Raw genomic sequence first — 21445 nt, 5'->3', positions numbered from 1 at the left:
TATCCACGAGGACCCATAGTATGAACACCCTGCTCAAAAAGTGCCTGGCCGCTACCGTCATGTTCGGCAGCCTCCTGTCAATCAGCGCGATGACGCCGGCAAGCGCCGCCGCCAACGACGACCTGAAAGGCAAGAACGTTGTGCTCGTGCACGGCGCGTTCGCCGATGGATCGAGCTGGGACAAGGTTATCCCGCTCCTGGAGGCAAAAGGGCTGCACGTCGTTGCGGTACAGAATCCGCTCAGCTCTCTTGATGGCGACGTGGCCGCCACGCACCGCGTAATCGAGCAGCAGAACGGCCCTGTCATCCTGGTTGGCCATTCGTGGGCAGGCGCCGTGATCACCCAGGCCGGCAACGACGACAAGGTCAAGGCGCTCGTCTACGTGGCCGCATTCGCGCCGCAGAAAGACCAGTCGATCAACGATATCCTGAAGGGCAAGCCGGCGCCGTCGTGGGCGTCCGCCTTGCAGAAGGACTCGGCGGGCTATCTGACGCTGTCCACCGACGCAATTATCAACGACTTTGCGCAGGATCTGCCGGTCGCCCAGGCGCGCCTCGTCGCTGCGACCCAAGGCCCGTGGTTTGCCGGTTGTACCGACGACAAGGTGACGCAGCCCGCATGGCAAAGCAAGCCGTCATGGTTCGTCGTGACCGAGAAGGATCGCATGATTCCGCCAGCGTTGCAGGACGCGATGGCGCATCAGATTGGCGCGACGGAAATCAAGGTTGACGCGAGCCATGTGGCCATGTTGTCGAAGCCGACGGAAGTTGCAGCGGCGATCGAGGAAGCAGCGCGCGCGGCTAAGTAAGCGCATTGAGGGTCGTCGTCCGTAATCACGGCACGCCGACCCCTCGGGTTTGGCGACCTGACCTGGCCAGGTCGTCTTCTTTTACGTCGCGCCTTATCGCACGCTACACGGCTCCTGTCAGGTACGCGTAATCGACGCGCCACCGTCAACCAGCGATGCGGTGCCGGTCACGAACGAGGAATCATCGGATGCAAGATACAGGACCGAGCGCGCGAGTTCTTCCGGTTGTGCAACGCGCTTGAGCGCATGCAGATTGGTGACGAACGCTTGCGATTCGGCCGTGTCATTCATGCCGCGATACATCTCCGTGTCCACGGCACCCGGCAAGATCGCATTGACACGCACACCTTGCGCTCCGTACTCGGCCGCGAGCGCCTGAGTCAGCCCAATCAGCCCCGCTTTGCTCGCTGCATACGCTGCGGTGCCGGGGAAGGCAAACGAGTAACCAACGAAGGTCGATGTAAAAATGATCGATCCTGCGCCGTGCTTCACCATCTCGGGAATCTGATGCTTCGCCCCGAGGAAGGCGCTGGTCAGATTGGTCGCCAGGGTCGACGACCAACCTTGTTCGGATACGCCCGTTGTCGGCCCCATTTCGCCCAACGTACCGGCATTGTTATAGGCAATGTCGAGGCAGCCAAAGCGGCTGACGGCGAGTGCCACCAGCGCTTTCGCGAAGTCCTCTGATTGCACGTCACCCGCCAGCGACACAACTTCCCCGCCGTCGCGCGTGATCTCGGAGACAAGGGTCTGAAGTTCGGCTTCGCGGCGTGCCGCGACCACTACTTTTGCTCCTTCCTTGGCGAACAGTTTGGCGGTGGCGCGGCCAATTCCCGCACTGGCGCCGGTTACGATCGCGACTTTTCCTGTTAAGCGCTGCATGGTCAATCTCCTGACTACAGTGGTGGACCGGTGCACGATGCCCGGGTCCTTGAGGAGCAATATAGCCATCACCTTCAGTTAATGAAACATCAAAAGGATTGACCTATCATTCAGCTTTTATGAACGTTGGGGACGCGCATGGACAGGCTGCGAGCGTTTGAAGTCTTTGTGACTGTGGTGAGCCGCGGCAGCTTTACGCGTGCAGCGGATGCACTGGATACCTCGCCCGCCAACGTGACGCGTTACGTCAATGAACTCGAAGCGCATCTCGGGACGCGCCTGCTCAATCGCACTTCCCGCAAGCTGTCGCTTACCGCCAGCGGCGAAACCCTATTCGAGCGGAGCAAATCCATCCTCGACGACATCGCGGAAACTGAAGGGCTCGTGTCGTCCACGTCGGTCGAGCCACGCGGACGGTTGCGCATCAACGCGCCGGTGAGCTTCGGGATTCGACATCTTGCGCCGCTATGGCCCGAGTTCATGCGCAAATTTCCACGGGTAGAACTTGAAGTCGCACTGATCGATCGGGTCGTCGATATCGTCGATGAAGGCTTCGATCTCGCGATCCGGATCTCGCGCGCCGGTTCGACCAGCCACGCGGCCCGCAAACTGGCGAAGTCGCGCAACATCCTGTGTGCGTCGCCCGACTACGTGGCGCGCCGTGGGCAGCCGCGAACGCCAGCGGAACTCGCCGACCATCTCTGCGTTGGCTACACCTATGCGGCCACGGGTGATGAATGGCAGTTCATCGACCAGGACGGCAAGGTTCACCCGGTAAAGGTCCAGTGTCAGATGCACACCAACAACGGCGACACGGCGCGGGCCGCCGCGCTCGCTGGCCAAGGCGTGATCTGGCAGCCCACCTTTCTGATTGGCGACGATCTGCGTGCCGGCAATCTCGTGCCATTACTACCCGGTTATCGCTTACCCGACATCGAGGTTCTGGCGATTTACCCCAGTCGCCGTCACCTCAGTGCAAAGGTGCGAGTGATGGTGGATTTCCTCGTCGATGCAATGGGTGGGGTGCCGCCTTGGGATCGCGATGGCGAAAAACTCCATGGGAGTCCTCACGTTTGACATACGGAGATCAGGCAATGGAGCACCCGGCTGGCCTCTTTCCGTTCTGCACGTCTGTTTTCGAATGCGATGAGACCTCAATGTTCTGATAAACCGTGAGAGCAGGCACACGGATTGCGTCTTCCGTATGCGGTTGCAACGCGCGGTCACGCCATGATTTTTTACGCGAACGTTCTAACGTGTGTCTGTGGTACTCTATTTTTCAGTTTCGCCTCAGCACACTGAACGTCGTCATGCATCAATGGTTGCTAGTCGTTCACCGCAACCAAGCATGTCGAACCCGACCCCAATCCCATCCAATTGTCTGCACACTCCGGGATATGCTCGATGAACCCCATTTGACCGACGGCAGTGGCATCCGGCAAGGCGTCGGTCCGACCAGTCGTTCACCGTACGCGCCGCAGCAAGAGCACGAGCGCGCGGAACGTCGCGACCCAATGGCTGAACAGCGTAGTTGGCAGAAGCCGCCACACATAGCGTGGCGAAAATTCCGCGCGCTCTTCACGCAGTCCGGCAACGAAGCTGACGGCGCTTATGGATCGCCACCGCGGTACGAATACGAGCGAAATACCGCGCCTGCCGGTTGGATGTATGGCGTCTCGATCCTGCTCGCGTTATTGGCGCTGATATGTGTAACGCTGAGTTCTGGCCTCTTCAGCAAACGCGACGACAGGGTCGCGCTTGCCTTGCAAAGCGCGGAAGGAACCATTACGAGCGCTGAACCGGTTTCATCGCTACAACCAACGTTCCCTTCGCCTGCGGCGATACCATCGACACCGATGCCGCCAACGTCACCTTCGCCGTCGTCCATTTCATCAGCGCCTTCGCCTTCGCCTTCGCCTTCGCTTTCACCCTCGCCATCGCCATCGCCTTCACAGCCGTTATCAACCACCGGGCAAGCTCGCCCCATCGCGCGCGTTGCGGCACGGCCGAAGACCGAAATTCCCGCCGCAATGCAACACCCACGTGCAGAAGTCGATCTGCAGATTGCTCGCGTGAATATGGACAAGAACAACCTGACTACCGCGCGAGCGGCTCTATCGAGAGTCCTCATTGAAGAGCCCAACAACATCAGCGCCATCAAACTGAATGCAGATCTTCAGGACCGCGAATTCAGACGAAATTCGATCCTGCTAGCCGCACGGACTTGCGCCGTGCGTGATCAGTGGACCTGCGTGTGGCGCAACGCTGGCGACGCCCTCGTGATCGATCCCTCGAATCCTGAAGCAAAGCAATTGCTCACGCAGGCAAGGTGGCAATCGGAACTCGACTCACGAACCGGCGTAACGCCGCCGCTGGGTATCAAGCGCGCCCCTTAGCGTTAAGTGCGAAAATTCGCAGTCGATAGCATCGTCGAATGCATCGCATTCGAAAATATCCTGACCTATACTGGTTTTCGCGACGCAATCTTAATGCGTAGCCGACTCACGAAGTCACCCACGCGCGGACTTTCGTGCAACCCTTCAGCACGTATCCGCCCATACCAGGCGCAAAATAAGCGCTTGGCGTATTCCTTCGTTATCCATAACGTTTTCCCATAGTGAGGCTTTCGCACCTCGCGTTTCCGAACTGACGGCCGCGTCGGCGGTTCTTCGTTCGCTTATCGGTGGCTCCGCAAACGGCGATCGCCGGGCATAACTGCGGCTGTTTTACTTTCATTTCTCTGAGTGGCGCGCCCAATTCAGCCAGGCAATGCGAACCCTTGCGCCTTCGGCAGCTAATCGCCTCATTCGCTGACAAGGAGATGATCATGAAAAGTTTGAGCGTTTTGTCGACAACGGCAGTTGCGCTTCTAGCGCTCAGCAGTTCGGCACAGGCCGGTGGCCTATGCTCGGACGCCACGCTAAAGGGACCGTATGGGTTTAGCGGTCACGGACAAATTCTTGGATTGCTCGATCCAGGTAATGTGCTGCATAAGTTCGCCGCCCCGTCGATCCTTGATGACGTCGCCCTGGTGGCGTTCGATGGCGCAGGCCATTTTTCGCGCACCGACTTCGGGATTATCAACGGGGTGCCCAAGGGAGGGCAGACGACATTCAATCCGAACCAGAGCGGCACCTACACGGTGAACTCCGATTGCACCGGCACCATGAATATCGTCTATAGCGCAGGCCCCGTGCCGGCCGGCGTCGAGACTGACTTGCAAATCGTCGTCGCTGACGACGGGACGCTCATCGAATCCATTGTCTCCAGGGCAATTACTACATCATCCGCGCCGACCGTCGACGGCACGACGTGCCCACCGTATTGCGAGCAAGGTGTGCAGGAAAGCTTTGAGGGGAAAAAGGTGCTGATGTACGGCTTCCGCTAGTCAAATCTCACCTTGATTCATGCTGCTTTTCACTATGGCGCTTTGCATGCGGCGGCACCGAGCGAGCCCTGCGCTCGGCCTGGGTCGCCGCCCTTTCATTGAGCCTCGCCTGATTCGCGTCAATTATCTGTGGTACGGATCGCTTGCACGAAACGTGCACCGAAAAGGCCAGGATTGATATCAATGTAATAGGAGCGCGAATGCAGGTTCTCGCGATAATGGACATCGCTGCACGCAATTGGCAGCCGCCCAACGTATGTGCCAGCCACAATCCGCGCCGATGGTTCGTCAAGAACGAGTGTGCAACTGGTATGTTTCCCGCGCGTGATGACAATGATGCCCGACGCCGTCAACCCCTCCGGCTGCAAAAACCGTTCTCCAACGTAAGTGTTCGCAATAAGCGCGCTTGCGGAGCCGAGGCAAATCGAACCCATCACTGCCGCGCCGACGACGGTTGATGCAACCGGGCCACCGAGCGCCTGCTTGCGCAGGTGAATAGGAATGACAAGCAGCAACATCAAACACGCCAGCACCAAAGTCAGCGCCAAGGCGCACTCGGCAATTCGCAACGGCATCAGCGATTGCCTCGAAAATGCGAACCCCAAGCCCAAAGCGATTCCTGAGGCGTACGAAAGCACAACGTAGGGTAAGGACAGCTGACCGATGTTGGCCGACTCGTTCGCGCTCGCACCGATGAGGGACTCGAGTCGCGTGGCCACCACCGTCAAATAGCGGCAAATTTCATCTTTCGAATCACGCGCTTTCGCATTGCCGACAGTGATGGAAAGCCAATTCTTTCCCAGCGAGACGCGCGATCCCGACTTAAGCAACGGGCGGACAGCGTCAATAAATTCCTCGTCACGCCTGAGCCCATTGAGTGTCGAACCGTCGATCCCAAACACGACAACGTCGTCACTAATTTTTTCAGGTGGCACGAGTCGAAACGCCGCGACGAAACGCGAACCCTGACCATCGGGGCCGGGGCGCATGAAGCAGACTGAACCGCCGACACTGCAGGGCACACTGATCGTCGTCGTCTGTTTCCCTTTGCGGACCCGTACATCGCGGGGAGAACGGCCTGCGTTTATGTCCGAATCAGCGAATGGAGTGAACCCGCTCATGCGCGCTACCTTTTATTCTGAATTGTGGGTTATGTAAGCGAACGGCTAACCGGGTTATCGGCGTATTTTACGGGGGCTTTAACGATCGTTCGTCGCCATCGCGTCGATGCATGCATGGTGCGTGGTCTTTCGCCGTGAACCGCCTGGTGGCAAACGATTGCGAGGTAGTAACCGACGTATCCGTGACCTATTGCGCGAGCTGCGCACCATGCATGCGAAAGGCGTTTGGCGCTTCTCCGTATTCCTTCTTGAATTCCCGACCTAGATGCGATGCGTCTGCGAAGCCACATGAAGATGCGATTTCGGTAACGGTGCGGTCAGAACTCGTCAGCAACCAGGCAGCGGTACGCAGACGAAGCTGCCGGGCATAGGTCAGCGGCGCAGTCTCCATTTCGCTGCTGAACAAGCGTTCAAGTTGTCGAACAGACATTTCCAGGCGATGTGCAAGCTCGCTCAAGCTTAACGGCTGCCCGATGTGTTGCTCCATCAGCAAGATCGCTCGCTTTACTTTTGGATGCGTGGCGGGCCGAAGGCCAGGTGGGTGAGGTTGAGGCGCGTTTCGGCGTGACCTGGATACCGCAGCTTGCACGGACTGGCGTAAGCAATTCGCCGATGATGCTCCACGCGCAACGAACCGGCCGGCTAAGGTCGCCTTCGTCACTGGCGAGGCGCAGCACGTCGACGAATCCGGAGAAGGCCGTCAAGGTGAAGTTGGGAAGCAGCACGATTCCGAACCGGACCGGCGCCGCCTGCCCATTGCGAGACTCACCCTGCGGGGTCGCTGTCATGCTTTGCATATCAAACTCGAATTGTGATGGTCGTCGCCGGTAGTCGTTGCTCTCGAAAGGCTCGCCCGGCACATAGCGGTCCGAACCATCGCCTTGCTGAAACCAGTTTCGCCATACGCGCCACCTGATCAAAGGTTTTCTGGCGTGCGCCGACGCGGCGCTCGAAACCGAGCGCGAGTAACGGCGAGTCGAGCGCCACTAAAACAGGTCAAGCGTCGCCGAGAATCGGTGCCTCGAGCAGACAACCAAACTCGCGCGCAAACTCGACGGACACGCGCGCGTGGACAGCGCCCTGCTTGTCAAAGAAGCGCTGTGTTCCTTCAAGCGTGAACACGCCTTCATGCCAGATGCTCGGATGGATGTAGAGACCCTGCCGTCCATCGAAGCGAAAACACACGAACTTCTCTGGCGTAATGTCGTCTCCCGGCAACGCCAACGGAATGTAGAAGGGACGATGGTCGAGAGGGAAGAACAGTTGTCCGCCGTCGGGGTGGTAGTTCGCATGCCAAAGCAACATGCGTTCTGGGGCATTGGCGTTGTCGTCACGGGCCGCGTCAGGCTCCGTTGCATACGCCAGGACGTAGTGACCGCCCACGGCCTCGTTTCGACCATAGAGAATGTCGCCGCGCCATTCGCTGACGAAGATGCCTTCCGTCGTGCCTGCCTGATCACCGGTGTCAGGGTCGATGGGTCTTGATCCCACCGCCGGCCACCGCACGATCTCAATCGGGCACTCGCTCGGATCCGCTACAAGCCGGCCAAAGCCTTCGAGCGTAGTTGGGGTTGCGTCGACCACGGGCATCGGCACGCGCCGGAGACCGGAAGGAAGAGCGGGGTTGAGGTAATCGATGTGTGAGGACATCGGCACAGTTTACACGAGTCGCATTTAATGACTGTGCTCAGTGCGCTGATGCTCACGCCGTGCGGGAAAATTTTCCGTCGTGCCGGCCCCAAATTTTACGGACGGCAGCTGATCTGATTGGACGAAGTCGAGGATCTTTGCGAATCGGGTGAGCGGCTTAAACGCTCCCGTTTTCGACAACGCGTCCTTCTGCACGCCAGCGGAGCATACCGCCGGCGAGATTAGCAACCGCCTCGAATCCCGACCGCCGCAGTATGGCCGTGGCTTGCGCTGAACGTCCGCCGGCACGGCAGACCGTCACGATCGGGCGATCTTGCCCGAGTTCACCGGCGCGCTGGGCCAACTCGCCGAGTGAAATGAGTCTGGCCTCCGGAATCCGCCCCAGCGGCCCGTTGAACTCGTCAGGCTCGCGAACGTCGACAATCTGGACAGCGCGCAGATTTTCTTCCAGCCATTGAGCATTGATTTCCCAGATGCCCGCAAAAGTGTAGGACAGTGGCGCCCAACTCGGCTCAGCCATCCGCGAGGGGTCACACGCGGCGAAGCCGCATTTGAGGTTGGCCGGTACCGCGATGTCGATCTGCTTCGGATGCGGCAGGCCCAGGTTCGTCATGTATCCGGTGAAATCGTCTTCGCACAGTTCACCACCGAGGCGCGGATTGAAGCGCCGCTCCTCGCCGACACTCGTGACAGTCAAACCGCGGTAGTCGTGCGCCGGATAAAGCAGGCATGTTTCGGGCAAAGTGAAAATCTGATGGTGGATCGCCCGGAACATTGCGTGCGGGTCACCGTGCTGGAAATCCGTCCGGCCAGTGCCTCTGATCAACAGGCAATCGCCGGTAAACGCCATGCTCTCGTCATCAAGTACCAGGCAAATGCATCCACTTGTATGACCAGGTGTTGCGCGCACGGACAGATATCGCGCGCCGAACGGACAAAAGTCGCCATGGGTCAGATAGCGGTCTGCGCCTTCGGCGCCGCTCGCGGCCGATATCGCAATCTGACTGCCTGCGCGCTGTTTGTGCATCCACGCGCCAGTCACGTGATCGGCATGGACATGTGTGTCGATTGTATAAAGCAGGCGCAATTGCAGCTCTTCGATCAACGCGGTGTCCCGGCGCACCTGCTCGAAAACCGGATCGATCAGCACTGCCTCTCCTGTTGCCCCATCGGCAAGAAGATACGTGTACGTGGACGATTGCTGGTCGAATAGTTGCCGGAAGATCAGCACGGTCTGTCTCCATGGCCCGCATCTACGAGCCTTTTATGATGCTGACGGACCCGCCGCGAGCACCGAGTTGCGAAATTCCCGGTGCGCGCGCTTTCCGTCAACTAGAACCTCATCTCGGTTGCGCCACGTACCGCAGGTAGGGCTTCAAGGTTTTGAAACCCTGAGGATACTTCTGCATCGCCTGGTCATTGGTAACGGACGTCGGAATGATAACGTCTTCGCCTGGCTTCCAGTTCACAGGCGTCGCCACCGTGTGTTTAGCGTTCAGCTGCAGCGAATCTAGCAGACGCATCACTTCGTCGAAATTGCGGCCTGCGCTCATCGGATAGACGAGCATCGCTTTGACCTTCTTGTCCGGTCCGATAAGAAACACGGAGCGTACCGTCGCGTTGTCCACCGCAGTGCGCGTGCCGCCGCTTGCGTTCGGATGAATCATGTCGTAGAGCTTCGCGACACTCAGGTCCGCGTCGCCGATCAGCGGGTAGTTGACCGCGTGTCCCTGCGTCTCTTCAATATCCTTCAGCCACTTCTGGTGGTCGCTGACAGGATCCACGCTAAGCCCGATGACCTTCGTGTTGCGCTTATCGAATTCCGGCTTCAGCCCTGCCATGTATCCGAGCTCAGTCGTGCAAACCGGCGTGAAGTCCTTTGGATGCGAGAACAGAATTGCCCAATGGTCGCCAATCCATTCGTGAAATCGGATCGTTCCTTCGGTGGTTTCAGCCGTGAAATCCGGTGCTTCTTCTCCTAATCGAATTGACATCTTCATCCTCCATGAGGTCAGCGCGCCAAGGTCGGGAAAACGATCTACGGGCGCGGCGAATTCACAAGCATTTCCCTATAGCCGCGACGCTGGACAAACACCGGGAACCACTGTGCGTCGCGCTTATAGAGTAGAACAAAATGAACCGTTCACCGTGGCTATCATGCAAACAGAACCAATCCGCCGTGGCGAAAAAATTCGCTTTCAAGCTGAAGATAGCGGGCTTTCCCATTGCCTCGGCCGCGCAAAGATCGCTGCTTCGATGTTGGCACTTTCGCTGCGCTGCAACGTGGCCTGCAATCATCGTTACATCCGATCATTGCGCCCAGGGCGAACCTGTTACCGTCCAGCGCCAAAGGAGCGTGAATCTGCGCGACGTCTTAGATCTTCTGTCGTATCCCCTTGATTATCGGGCCGCCAGCCGGGCGGCTTGACTACGTAGCTAAATACCGCACGTATGGAACGCGCGGACAGTAGATCGCGCCATAGCGCACGCCATTGGTCGAACTCGATCTTGAGCAGGTTATAGGTCGTCACCGGCCGCACCAGACCATAGCGGCATGGCAGACCGCGCCGCTCCGCGATATAGGTGTTGAATAGTCGATCAAACACGATCAGCACACCGCCATAGTTTCCATCCAGGTACTCGAGGTTGGACGCATGATGCACGCGGTGTGCGGAAGGCGTGTTGAAGAGCCATTCAAGCGGCCCGAGGCGTGGAATCCACGTTACGTGTAGCCAGAATTGATAGAGCAGGTTCAGCGAAAGTAGCATCAGCACGATCTGGGGTGGCATGCCGAATAGCGGCGCGAGTACGAAAAACAGCGTCGAGCCAGTAAGACGGTCAGTCCAGCCAATCCGATACGCGGCGCAAAGATTGAGTTGATCAGGTGAATGGTGAACAGCATGGGTGCACCAGAACCAACGTGTCCGATGGGCCGCGCGGTGATACCAGTAGTAGCAGAATTACTGGCCCACGAAGCACGTCAGCCAACCACTCCAATGGTTCATCGGCAACGTCCAGAGCCTGTGCTGCCAGAACCAGTTCATTGCGTCACTCCAGAAGGCCAGTGGCAGCAACCAGCGCAACGGATATTCACGAACGAGAAAGTCCGTCACCGACACACCCGCTGCCTTCCAGTCGTAGCCGCGCGAGCTGCGTCTTACGGCAAGTATCAGAGCCTCGACCATTGAGGAGACGAAAATCACGCCGTTGGCGTATTTGAGTACAGTGCGCAACACGGCCATGGCTGGACCATCCGAAGGGTGATATCAGCCAGCGTAGTTTGAGGCCTGCCGTGGGGCGGATCGGGCGGATCGAGTGGTGGTTTGTCGAACAGAGAGCTAGTGTTCATTTGGCTGGCTCATTCATGTTCATCCCAGGCGCAGGTTTTACGTCCACGTGTCACATTTCGACCATGCCTGAAAGCGGCGCCCTTCTCACCCAACTCCGGCAAGCGCGGACTATGTTAGTCGTAAAGACGCATTCTGGTCTAGGCGGGACTCCAGCCCTTCGTCGACAAACTTTCATAGTCGACTCAATATGGATCAACTGGATCCCACGCGACTGGAACGATCGTTCCAGTCTGGAATTTTCCGGCGCCTGCGGCCACCCTGGAATCAGGACCTTGGCAAGTCCGAAAGGCACTATAGTGAAGACAGCCTCCACTTCGAGGAAAGGAGTCTTCCATGACCGCATGCAAACGTCGCACCTGGGCCAGTGGGTTCCTGATCGCTGCCCTGCTATCTGTTCCCGCCGCCCACGCCCAACTCGGCAGCCTTCTCAATCAGAGTGGAAACAGCGGTGCCGCTGGCGGACTTAGCAGCCTCGGCGGTTTAGGCAGCGGATTGTCGGCGCAGTCGCTAACCTCCAGCAGTACCGGCAACGTTGCTGGCGTACTCCAATACTGCATCAAGAACAACTATCTCGGCGGCGATGCATCGTCGGTCAAGGACGGCCTGATGAGCAAACTACCGGGCGGTTCCTCGTCGAGCGACAGCGGGTACACCAGTGGTGCCAAGGGGATCCTGACTAGCGGTGACGGTAAGCAGGTTGACCTGAGCGGCGGCGGTTTGAAGGAGCAGGTCACGAAGCAGGTCTGCGACAAGATTCTCGCCCAAGGCAAATCCCTGCTGTAGGCAGGTGATCGCCTGCGCCCCATGTAGGAGACGCCCCGAGCGCGGGCCCAAATCCCCTTTTTTGGTAGCCGGCAAGGAATCGCGGCAGTCCACCTGAAGCGAGTGCAAGTCAAATGTAAATGCGGATGATTGTTATTTGCATTTCTATTGACCAATGAACGCCACATGGATACGATCTGACACTCGTCGGACCGTTGGCGCGGCACGCGTTGAGCGCGTAACGGCCTCGCCGAACAACCAGCAATGTGTGGCGCACACCGGCGCATCGAATCCGCTTAACAGGCTTGGACGTGAACGTGCATATGAACCAGATGCCGCAAACGGCATCACATAGCCGAATCGGCACTGGGGAGGCGCAAGCCGCTATCATTCAGAGCGATTGCCTTGACGAGCGCATTGCACGTCAGTTGATGAAGCGCGGGCGCGATCTGGATCATTACGATGGCGTCGCGAGGTTTTTCCATTGGGTATTCGCCGCCGGAATTATTTACGCCAGTGTTGCTGGCTACGCGCTAGCCGAGCTTCCGGGTGGACCCGAACGGGATTTCCTTTCGCGACTAAATATGTCAGTCGCTACGGTGCTGATCGCGCTCTTCCCGCTACGAGTGTGGTGGAAGTTCGTGCGAAATGAGCCACGCGCACTTGCCGGCGTATCCGACGCGCAGAACGCGCTGGCGCACCGAGTGCACATTTTGATCTACGTTACGGTCTTTGCGGTGTTGGCCAGCGGATTCTTGATGGTCCCGAACGGCTATTCATTTTTTGGTCTGGTCGAGATTCACACACCATTCGTGAAAGGCGCGCTCACCGACGAACTCTTCGTGATACACCGCGCAAGTTGCGCGCTGCTGGCAGGCCTGGTTGTGCTGCACGTGCTCGCGGTAGTCAAACATCAATTGATCAACCGTAACAACGTGCTGCGAAGAATGCTTTGATCTGGCGGTTCGCCACGGGCGATTGATCGATTCCTCGCTGACGGCAAGGAAGCTCTCTGAGACAGATTTTTTGCTCGTGGCGAGCCCCGGCTATGTTGCAGCGAAGGGTGTACCGGGCCGGCTTGCGGACCTCGACAAGCACACCTGTATCGTCTTCGCGAAAGGGCGAGAGCGCTACCCCTGGTCACTCAGGGTCGGGAAGGATGCAGTCTCCTATGTGCCGCACGGCTCGCTGTTGACCGGTGATGCAGAGCATATTCGCGCGGCTGTGCTTTGCGGCCTTGGCATTGCTCAGGCGCCGTACTGGCTAATGGCGGAAGAGATCCATTCCGGCCAGGCCCAAGTGCTACTACCCGATTTGCAACCCGAGCGCGTTCCCATTCATCTTGTCTATCCGGCGGGCCGTCGAGTGCCGAAGCGAGTGAAGGTGTTCATCGAATATCTTGTTTCGGCATTCGCGCGTACCGAATGTTGAGGCGACGTCAGTCGCGCGGATGGCGGTAAGCCGTTCCTGCGCGGTCGTATATCAGCAACCTGTTAAGGCGCAAACGAGCAGACGTAGAGCGAGACCTGTACACCGTCAAGCGACACGGCCAGCGCGCCTCGCGCCTGCGGACGGAGGTCAAAGTCGACGCACGTCCATCCTGACGTTACGACTGTGCGGTTATATAAAGCGCGCCAGTGGCCACCGCCCAGTCGCGAATCGTCTTCCGTGGTGTAGGCCGTTAGATCACCGCTGTATAGACCGGTGCCTAGCGCTTTTAACAGCGCTTCCTTCCGGACCCAGATCGAAAAGAACGTATCGACCGAAACGGAGCGGTTGGCCTCGAGCGTTTTCAGTTCCGTTGAAGAAAAAATCTGACTGGCCACGCCGGCGACGTCGAAGCCACCGACCGGCCGCTCGACGTCTACGCCGATATGGCAATTCCACGCAAAAGCGAGCAGCGCAATCCCGTCACTCTGGGAAACGTTGAAGGCAAGCTGTGCAGCGCCCTCGCGTTGCAAGAACGGCTTGCCGAAATCGGCAACGCCGAAGCTCAGGCATTCCGGCCGGCAGTCGAGGTAGTATCCGAGCAACGTGCGGAGCATGCCTCGCCGGGCGATGACTCGATCGCGATCTCTTGCCCGCTTGCAGGCGTGCGCCCGCTTTCGTTCATCCGGTGAAAGTGTCTGGACGAACGTCGCGCTTGCCTGGCCGACATCCGAATCGTTGAGCACCCACACGTGGACCGTATCCTTGGTCAATGACAGGCCGCACGCATTCGATAGCGAACAACACTCGATACGTCGCGCGTTTTCCATAGTGACGGGATCGTGCCACATGCCATCTAGTCCGCAATAAATATTCAGGCATACTTGCCATCGATGTCAGACTTGCGCCAACGCATGGTCGAGTGCGGCTGCAACGGTAAGTACGTTCGGTTCGGTGATCATATCGGGATGGCCACCAGGCACCTGGACGACTATCAACCCCGCGCGGGCCACCCGTTTCCATAGTGGAAGCGGGTCACCAAGTTCTCGCTCCGGGATGACCGCTCGCAAATAAACGATGGGCCCCGCGCGATAAGGCAGTGGCCGATAGGCAGTCATCGCTGCGCGCAGTGCCGCGCGCACGCGACGCAACGTCGGCGGCATTCCCTCGGTATTGGGATCCGGCCGCAGCGCAAGACGCCCGGCACGCATCCGCACGCGATCGACCGCGCCCACGAACTTCGTCGTCAAATAGCGCAGACGTTGTGACGCGGGCAGTTCGCGCAGCGCGCGCCCATGTCCTGCCATGTAGCGACATTGATAGCGAATCCACGCACTCAACGGCAAACAGCGCTCATTGACGTAAGTGTCAAGCAGACACAGAACCTCCACTTGCTCGCCGGCAACTAAAAGCTGCTGCGCTACCTCCAGCGCAACCAGCCCACCGAACGAATAGCCAGCCAACGCGTACGGCCCGCTCGGTTGGACGCTGCGCATCTGTTCGATATATCCACGAGCCATGTCCTCCACGCGCTGCTGCACCGGCTCATCACCGTCGAGGCCGAGTGCCTGCAGCCCATACACCGGGCGCGAAGTACGCAGCGCGGCAACCAGCGCCCAGCACTCCATCACCGATCCGCTCAAGCTGTGCATCAAAAATAGCGGGTTGCCGATACCGCTGCGTACCGGCACGAGGATCGGCGAGGATGCCGGCAGCGCGCTCCCGTCGATCACTTCAGCGAGGCGTGCAATCGTCGACGCAGTCAGCAGCGTAGCAAGCGGAATCGTCCGTCTGGTCAAAGCGGAGAGGTCGCTCAGCAACCGGACTCCGAGCAGTGAATGTCCGCCCAACTCGAAGAAATTGTCGTCCCGGGATATCGGCCCGAACCCTAGCAGATTCTCCCATTGCGCCTGCAAATGCTGTTCGAGTTGTTGGCGCGACCCGCCCGCTGGCGGCAACTCACGGGCCGCATAATTTAACGCAGGGTGGTTGCGAATTGCGTCGAGACACTCGGGGTTACGCAACGCCGCCGTATTGAAGACAGGTAGCCCGTTGACCGCGTTGCGCGCTGCCGCTTCGGACAGTTTGCCGTTGTGCGTCGCCGGTAGCGCATCGACTGCGATGATCCGGTCCGGCACATGCGCCGCCGACGCACGGCGCGCGAGGTCACGGCGCACTTGAGCAACCAGTGCGCTGCTCAACGCAACTCCCTCTTGCAAGACCACGAGCAATACCACGCGCGTGTCGAATCGCTCCCCATGTGTGGATGGATTTTCGGTCGGCGTTTCGCGCGATCGCTGTTCGACCACCATTGCTTCGCGGATACCCGGTATGTCGTTCAGGACTCGGTAGATCTCGCCCGGTCCCACGTTGATACCACGCACATTAAGTACGCCATCGGACCGGCCATGCAGCCGTGCAGAGCCTTGTGCCGAAAACTCGATGAGATCGCCATGGGTCCAGGCACCAGGGTTGGCCGCGAAATAGGCGGCGTGAAACGCGGCGCCGTCGGCATCACCAAAAAAACCGATCGGACGGGACGGAAAAGAATTGACGCAGACCAGTTGACCGATGCCGTCCGCGCGAGTCCCGCCCGTCCATGACTGAACATCGAGCGCGAGGCTCCTGCACTGCGCTTCGCCCGCGTAGACCGGCAAGTTCGGATTCCCCAGCACGAAGCAACCAAGTATGTCAGTGCCCCCGGAGATCGACTGCAACGGTAGCGGTTTGACATGGTCACGCACCCACTCGAACTGCGAGTCGAACAGCACAGCGCCGGTCGAAAACATTGCGCGCAGTGCGCTGAGATCAAATTGATTGCCGGGGATCAGACCCGTCTCTTCGCACATCTTCAGATAAGCGGGGCTCGTGCCGAATACAGTCACGCGCTCGTCCGCCACTAAACGCCACAACGTGTCGACCGAGGAAATCGGACCGTCGTAGGTCACAATCTCGACGCCAGACGCGAGCGCGGACAGTTGCCAGTTCCACATCATCCATGAGCAACTGGTGTGAAAGTACATCCGATCGCCCGGCCGCAGGTCGCAGTGAAGGCGATGCTCCTTCAGGTGCTCGATCAATGTGCCGCCGGCGCCGTGCACGATGCACTTCGGCTTGCCAGTCGTGCCCGACGAGAACATGACGAAAAGCGGATGGCTGAATGGGAAACGACGCCATGCGAAGCGCCCGGCGTCGCCGCCGTCGATCAACGCGTCGAGGGAATAGACCGGCTGTTTGATGGTGTCCGGCAAGTGTCCTTCGTCAAGACAGACGATGCCCTGCACCGAGGGTAAGGCCGCCGCCAGAGCGGCAACGTTGCCCGCTAACGGAGCGCCTGTATCGAAAGCCCGCGTCGCCGCGTGCGCAAACAGCAGGCGCGGTGCGAGTGGCGCAAAGCGGTCGACGATTGTCTCGACGCCCATCTCGGGCGCTGCGGTCGACAGCGTAGCGCCTATCGCGGCAACAGCCAGCGCGGCCACAATGGCGTCCGTGTCGTTGCGCATCACGCCGACGACCCGATCGCCCTCATTAAGTCCCAGCTCCGACAGCGCATGCGCAAGACGCGCCACCCGCTCGCGCAGTTCGCCACGGGTCAGGCGCGCGCGTCGGCCGTCAGCGTAACATCCGATCACGGCTGGTGCGTCGGCCCCAGCCACGGATAAACTGAGCACGTCATTCGCATAGTTCAGTTCGAGATGCGGAAAGAAGCGCGCATGCTCGCAGTCGTCGCCGACACAGACAGGCTCAGCATCCCCAGACCAATCGAGCCCCCGTGCCCACTGCACGAAGCATCGCCAGAACGTTCGGTACTCTCGCACAGAGAAATCGTGCAATGCCGCGTAGTCTGCAAAGACGCGACCCGTATGCGCCTCGAGCGCCACGGTGAACGCAGTCATTTGCGACGCGGCGATGCGCTCAGGCGCGCAGTCATAAATTGGTAATCGCGCGCCAGTCTCACCTGACTGGCGCCCGCTGTCGAGCAGGCGAAGGACATCCATCTAAAGCTCCCTATAGCGAGCGCGCGTATCGATCAGGTCCGATCGCGCGGCGGAGTCTTTGCTTTTTTGACGGACTTCCTGAAATTCCTTCAAGTGATCGGAACCTGAATCGCGGAATCCATGAAGCACCCCCGTGTCGATTTCCGACCACCTAGGCTAGTTGTTCACGTATTTTTTCGACTGTGCGCAATCGCACAAACGCTCTTTCGCAAGCCAGACCTGCCGGCTCGCCTCTCAGTTCGCAGCCTTCGCCGGTAGCGGTTCCAGCCCGCTCCCCTCAATCGAGGGGGCCGCGTCCGGCGATGACAGAAAACGGATCAGTGCCTCTGCGCCCGCCGGATTTTTCGCATTGGTGACGATACCCCCGGAAAACACCGTGTACCTTTGTACCTCCGCGGGCAAACTGCCGGCCACCGTCACCCCGTCCACCGGCAACAGCTCGACGATCTGCTGAAATCCGATCTCCGCTTCGCCGTTCGCGACAACACGGGCGACCCGCTCGGCCGGGATCATGCGGCTCTTGCTCTCCACCTGGCCCTCGATACCGAGACGCCGGAACAGTTCGCCGCGGATATAGAGCCCAATCGCGTCGTCCGGATAGACGATCGACTTCGCTGCGAGCAGCGTGCGCCGCAACGCGTCGACCGAGCTGAGGTCCGGCTTCGGCGCTCCCTCGCGAACCGCCACGCCGATTGGCGAGCGTGCGAAGTCCACCTTGCTGTCAGGTACGACCTTGCCAGCGTTGATCTGATCGTCGAGCGCATAGCCGACCTCGATCAGCACATCGGCCCATTCGCCGCGTGCGAGTCGTACAGGAATGGCATTCGCAGCGGTGCCCGCAGCGGGCCCCCAGACGGGAACCAGCGTATCGCCGGTCGACTCCTCGTATTGCGGGCCCAGTTCGCGATAGGCTGACGCAAATCCGCCCGAAATCATCACCTTGACTTCATCTGCTGATGCCGCGCCGCTGCCCAGTAATGCGCCCGCGAAGCAGAATACGAGTGCGTGAAACGTCAGCTTGCGGCAAGTCACGGTCTTCCCCCATGCCCGATTCCGCCGGGTTTTGTCGCGGTAGTGATCAAGGCGAGCATTAGATCGATATGCAATGTACTGCTTATATTGCGAGCTCGTGAAATTGATCAGCGGTGATTTTTGCTGAGATACGCAGCGACCGCCTCTGTCACCGCCATGCCGTCCAACTCTTCCGGCGACACCAACTGCGCACCGATAATCTCACGGTTATCAAGCCGCAAATCGGGTAGCTGATCGAGGTGCAGTTCAAAGAAATGTACCCGGTCTCTTCGCCCGTCCCAGATGCCGCTCGCGCTGCCAGCGGCAACCAACGGATGCGACGAGAGACCGATCTCCTCGTCCATTTCGCGTTGCGCGGCTTCCTCAGGCGTCTCACCGGGGTGGACACTACCGCCCGGGAAATTCCACTCGGCCCGGTACGATGACCTCACCAGCAAAAGCCCCTGCCCGACATAGATGGCTACAAGCGCGCCCTCATGGTGTGGCCGTCGAAGGGACCACCAGATGCGGGCGAGGCGGAAGCCGAGGCGAAGCACCAAACGCCAGACAGAGTCGATAAACCTGGTCGGTTGCGCTCGCTCGAGGGTTGGCATAGGGTCGCGTTTCCTTTCATGGTCAGAGGATCATCCGGACCACCGCGTTCGTGCGGCCTAAGTCCTTCAGCGTCAGTCAGAGCACCGCTCTCGAAGCCTTAGTCTACCGCGAGACCCGACGCGTGGTTGACAGAAGGGAACAATTGAATTTCCACCGCCCTGGATGTTTTCGCGTCGAAACTCGTCCAGAATCCAGCCATCGTCAATCATGACTGAGACGTCTCAAGGACAAGTTGGTTGATAGGGCATCATCATCGGTAAAGCAACCAGACAACCGGTCAGAATCGATTTTGTCCTTGATGTAGCGTGCTCGTTTTCAACTGACGCGTCAGTCAAGCTTTCGCGCATTTTGTCGGCGCGGTGCGGCCACCTATGCGCACGTAATCAAATCGTAATGCGCTGCGCGTTTATCGGAACGCAGAGTAATGCAGCTTCGAACACATTGCTGGACGCGAATGTAGACCTCATTCGCACGCTCCGCGCTGTCTGGACCGAGGGTGATTTTGAAACGGCCGAAGCATCGGAGCGGCGCGGTGCATTTATAAAGGAATACTAATTTAAAGAATCGAAGACTGTTTTAACTGGGCAGGAACCACGGTTATCAACGGAGAAGCCAAATGAGTCTGATCGAACACGCAATCACTTCAAGTCAAGCAAGTGCAAAGCATCATGATGCATCGCTGGCGGGAAAGCCGGCCCCAAAGGTTGCGATCATCACGTGCATGGACCCACGTATGAATGGGCTGTTAGAACGATTCGATATCAAACCCGCCGACGCGGACGTAATTCGGAATGTTGGAACAGTCGTTACCGAAGATGTTGTGCGATCACTCATGTTTTCGATTCACGTTCTGGGCGTGACGGAAATCATGATTGTTGGGCACACGGGATGTGGGATGGAGATGTTTACGGACGGCACGTTTGAGACGCATCTGCACGAACGCACTGGCTCGCTGGCTGTGACGCCCGCAGTGTTCCACTTCTATACGGACGTCAATGAAGCCACGAAAAAGCAGATGTTGAAGCTTCGCTCTCATCCGTGGGTGCCGTCAGATATCGTCATCCGCGGCTTTGTTCTGAATCTCGCAAACGGGGAACTGAAAGAAGTTAAGGCGGAAGCGAGCTGACAGGTCGGGCGACACAAGGAGAATGCCATGCACGGCCGACCCAGCGCACCGGTTAGTCCACCTACGCACGCGGTAGCATCGCGTGGCAAGATCGTCATGATGGCAATCATCGCCGGCGCGGTGATCACCAACATCTATTGCACCCAGCCGATCCTGCCGCTGATCAAAGCGGGCTTGGGGGTCGACCTCGCGATGGTCGATCTCGTCGCCGCCGCGGCGCTGCTTGGCTTCTCGACCGGGCTCGCGTTGCTGTTGCCGCTTGGCGACCGCTTCGACCGCCGCAAACTCGTGCTCGCGCAGATCGCACTCGCCTTCGTGTTCGCTATCGCGGCAGCGGTCTCACCCGGCATCTGGGCGCTGATCGCGGCCTCCTTTGGTCTTGGCATCGTCAGTTGCGTGCCACAGCAACTCGTGCCCTTCGCGGCCGTCATGTCGCCCCCCCATCAGCGCGGGCGTAATGTCGGGACAGTCGTCAGCGGCATTATGGTCGGCATTCTGGTCGGCCGCACGATTGCGGGCGTGGTCGGCGCGACTTTTGGCTGGCGCGCCGTGTACGGGCTCGAAGCGGTGTTCATGGTGCCGGTCTTTATCGCCGCCGCTTCGCTCCTGCCGCAAGGTGTGCCGAGCACGGATCTCTCCTACGGACGCCTGCTCGCTTCGCTCTGGCCACTGGCGCGGCAGCATCGCCCGATTCGTGAATCCATGATGATCCAGGCGTTGTTGTGGGCCTGTTTCAACGCCTTCTGGGTCAATCTGGCGGCGCTCCTTGTGACCGGACCATGGCACCTTGGCAGCGCATGGGCAGGCGGCTTCGGCATCATCGGTGCGGCTGGCGCGTTTGCCGCATCACTCGGAGGCCATTACTCCGACCGGCACGGCACCCGCCATGTCATTGGAATCAGTATCGGCATCGTGACGCTTGCCTACCTGATTCTCGCCGGCGCGAACTCTTCGCTCGCGTTCCTCGTGATCGGCGTCATTGTGCTGGATATCGGCGTGCAGGCCGGCTTGGTATCCAACCAGACGCGCGCCTTCGCGGTCGATCATAAAGCGCAGGGCCGCATCAACAGCCTCTATATGACTGCCACCTTCTTCGGCGGGGCCATCGGCACCGTCATCAGTGGCTGGCTGATGTCGCGCTTCGGCTGGACGGGCATCGTCGCGTTCGGTATCACGCTCGGGCTCGTCGCTTCTGCCATCCACTGGATCGGCGCTCCTGGCAGTACAAGAGCAGCGCACACTCCGCATCCCGACGCGCCACACAAGGCGAGCGTCATCTCACCGGACCCAGATTGAGGTAAGCCA

19 protein-coding genes and 2 pseudogenes are annotated in these 21445 nt (G+C 59.2%); 9 read left to right on the top strand and 12 right to left on the bottom strand.

All coding sequences use genetic code 11. The features are described 5' to 3' along the window. The first annotated feature begins 20 nt into the window (after positions 1-20). Complete coding sequence (locus tag WCA85_RS28945) at positions 21-809, top strand: alpha/beta fold hydrolase (protein WP_424068296.1); 789 nt, start codon at positions 21-23, stop codon at positions 807-809. Between the two features lie 117 nt (positions 810-926). Here the strand turns inward: WCA85_RS28945 and WCA85_RS28940 are convergent, their stop codons facing one another. After that, complete coding sequence (locus WCA85_RS28940) at positions 927-1691, bottom strand: SDR family oxidoreductase (protein WP_424068295.1); 765 nt, start codon at positions 1689-1691, stop codon at positions 927-929. A gap of 138 nt (positions 1692-1829) precedes the next feature. Between WCA85_RS28940 and WCA85_RS28935 the strand changes: the two genes are divergently transcribed. Continuing rightward, complete coding sequence (locus WCA85_RS28935; protein WP_424068294.1) at positions 1830-2768, top strand: LysR family transcriptional regulator; 939 nt, start codon at positions 1830-1832, stop codon at positions 2766-2768. 708 nt (positions 2769-3476) lie between these two features. Here the strand turns inward: WCA85_RS28935 and WCA85_RS28930 are convergent. After that, on the bottom strand, positions 3477-3629 hold the full coding sequence (locus WCA85_RS28930) for a hypothetical protein (protein ID WP_424068293.1): 153 nt from the start codon (positions 3627-3629) through the stop codon (positions 3477-3479). A gap of 92 nt (positions 3630-3721) precedes the next feature. On the opposite strand from WCA85_RS28930, the gene WCA85_RS28925 reads away from it, so the two are divergent. Continuing rightward, the gene (locus WCA85_RS28925) at positions 3722-4087 is read left to right on the top strand and encodes a hypothetical protein (RefSeq protein WP_424068292.1); all 366 of its coding nucleotides are present in this window, start codon (positions 3722-3724) and stop codon (positions 4085-4087) included. Positions 4088-4512: 425 nt separating this feature from the next. Beyond that, positions 4513-5079 carry a hypothetical protein gene (locus tag WCA85_RS28920; RefSeq protein WP_424068313.1) on the top strand — a complete coding sequence of 189 codons (567 nt, stop codon included), beginning with the start codon at positions 4513-4515 and terminating at the stop codon, positions 5077-5079. Between the two features lie 119 nt (positions 5080-5198). On the opposite strand, the gene WCA85_RS28915 is transcribed toward WCA85_RS28920, so the two are convergent. The 6 genes and pseudogenes from WCA85_RS28915 to WCA85_RS28890 form a co-directional block, all read right to left on the bottom strand. After that, positions 5199-6200, bottom strand: coding sequence for a hypothetical protein (locus WCA85_RS28915; protein WP_424068291.1), 1002 nt, complete (start codon positions 6198-6200; stop codon positions 5199-5201). A 187-nt stretch (positions 6201-6387) separates the two neighbouring features. Further along, positions 6388-6988, bottom strand: a pseudogene (locus WCA85_RS28910) (helix-turn-helix domain-containing protein). Between the two features lie 208 nt (positions 6989-7196). Beyond that, positions 7197-7850, bottom strand: coding sequence for an ureidoglycolate lyase (locus tag WCA85_RS28905; protein ID WP_424068290.1), 654 nt, complete (start codon positions 7848-7850; stop codon positions 7197-7199). 157 nt (positions 7851-8007) lie between these two features. After that, entirely contained in the window at positions 8008-9078 is a 1071-nt protein-coding gene (locus WCA85_RS28900; RefSeq protein ID WP_424068312.1) for a rhodanese-like domain-containing protein, read from the bottom strand. Positions 9079-9190: 112 nt separating this feature from the next. After that, positions 9191-9844, bottom strand: coding sequence for a peroxiredoxin (locus tag WCA85_RS28895; protein WP_424068289.1), 654 nt, complete (start codon positions 9842-9844; stop codon positions 9191-9193). Positions 9845-10183: 339 nt separating this feature from the next. Continuing rightward, a pseudogene (locus tag WCA85_RS28890) lies at positions 10184-11092 on the bottom strand (sterol desaturase family protein). 441 nt (positions 11093-11533) lie between these two features. Here WCA85_RS28890 and WCA85_RS28885 point away from each other — a divergent pair. The 3 genes from WCA85_RS28885 to WCA85_RS28875 all read left to right on the top strand — a co-directional run bounded on the left by WCA85_RS28885 (position 11534) and on the right by WCA85_RS28875 (position 13393). After that, positions 11534-11983: a DUF2501 domain-containing protein gene (locus tag WCA85_RS28885; protein WP_424068288.1), complete on the top strand. Its 450-nt coding sequence runs from the start codon at positions 11534-11536 to the stop codon at positions 11981-11983. Between the two features lie 290 nt (positions 11984-12273). After that, positions 12274-12918 carry a cytochrome b gene (locus tag WCA85_RS28880; RefSeq protein ID WP_424068287.1) on the top strand — a complete coding sequence of 215 codons (645 nt, stop codon included), beginning with the start codon at positions 12274-12276 and terminating at the stop codon, positions 12916-12918. Positions 12919-12940: 22 nt separating this feature from the next. Then, positions 12941-13393 (top strand): substrate binding domain-containing protein, encoded by a 453-nt coding sequence (locus tag WCA85_RS28875; protein WP_424068286.1) that lies wholly within the window; start codon positions 12941-12943, stop codon positions 13391-13393. A 62-nt stretch (positions 13394-13455) separates the two neighbouring features. On the opposite strand, the gene WCA85_RS28870 is transcribed toward WCA85_RS28875, so the two are convergent. The 4 genes from WCA85_RS28870 to WCA85_RS28855 all read right to left on the bottom strand — a co-directional run bounded on the left by WCA85_RS28870 (position 13456) and on the right by WCA85_RS28855 (position 19013). After that, complete coding sequence (locus tag WCA85_RS28870) at positions 13456-14241, bottom strand: 4'-phosphopantetheinyl transferase family protein (protein ID WP_424068285.1); 786 nt, start codon at positions 14239-14241, stop codon at positions 13456-13458. A gap of 45 nt (positions 14242-14286) precedes the next feature. After that, complete coding sequence (locus WCA85_RS28865; RefSeq protein WP_424068284.1) at positions 14287-17388, bottom strand: acetoacetate--CoA ligase; 3102 nt, start codon at positions 17386-17388, stop codon at positions 14287-14289. 234 nt (positions 17389-17622) lie between these two features. After that, positions 17623-18420 carry a substrate-binding domain-containing protein gene (locus WCA85_RS28860; protein WP_424068283.1) on the bottom strand — a complete coding sequence of 266 codons (798 nt, stop codon included), beginning with the start codon at positions 18418-18420 and terminating at the stop codon, positions 17623-17625. A gap of 107 nt (positions 18421-18527) precedes the next feature. Beyond that, positions 18528-19013 carry an NUDIX domain-containing protein gene (locus tag WCA85_RS28855; protein ID WP_424068282.1) on the bottom strand — a complete coding sequence of 162 codons (486 nt, stop codon included), beginning with the start codon at positions 19011-19013 and terminating at the stop codon, positions 18528-18530. A gap of 617 nt (positions 19014-19630) precedes the next feature. Between WCA85_RS28855 and WCA85_RS28850 the strand changes: the two genes are divergently transcribed. After that, positions 19631-20140 carry a beta-class carbonic anhydrase gene (locus tag WCA85_RS28850; protein WP_424068281.1) on the top strand — a complete coding sequence of 170 codons (510 nt, stop codon included), beginning with the start codon at positions 19631-19633 and terminating at the stop codon, positions 20138-20140. A gap of 27 nt (positions 20141-20167) precedes the next feature. Continuing rightward, positions 20168-21436, top strand: a complete 1269-nt coding sequence (locus tag WCA85_RS28845; protein ID WP_424068280.1) for an MFS transporter — start codon at positions 20168-20170, stop codon at positions 21434-21436. The last annotated feature ends 9 nt before the right edge of the window (positions 21437-21445 follow it).

Origin of the sequence: Paraburkholderia sp., from assembly GCF_049581445.1 — a bacterium.
In the GTDB taxonomy this organism is placed as follows: domain Bacteria; phylum Pseudomonadota; class Gammaproteobacteria; order Burkholderiales; family Burkholderiaceae; genus Paraburkholderia.
Note: the sequence above shows the minus strand (reverse complement) of the source record. Positions and strands in the feature narration are given on the sequence as shown.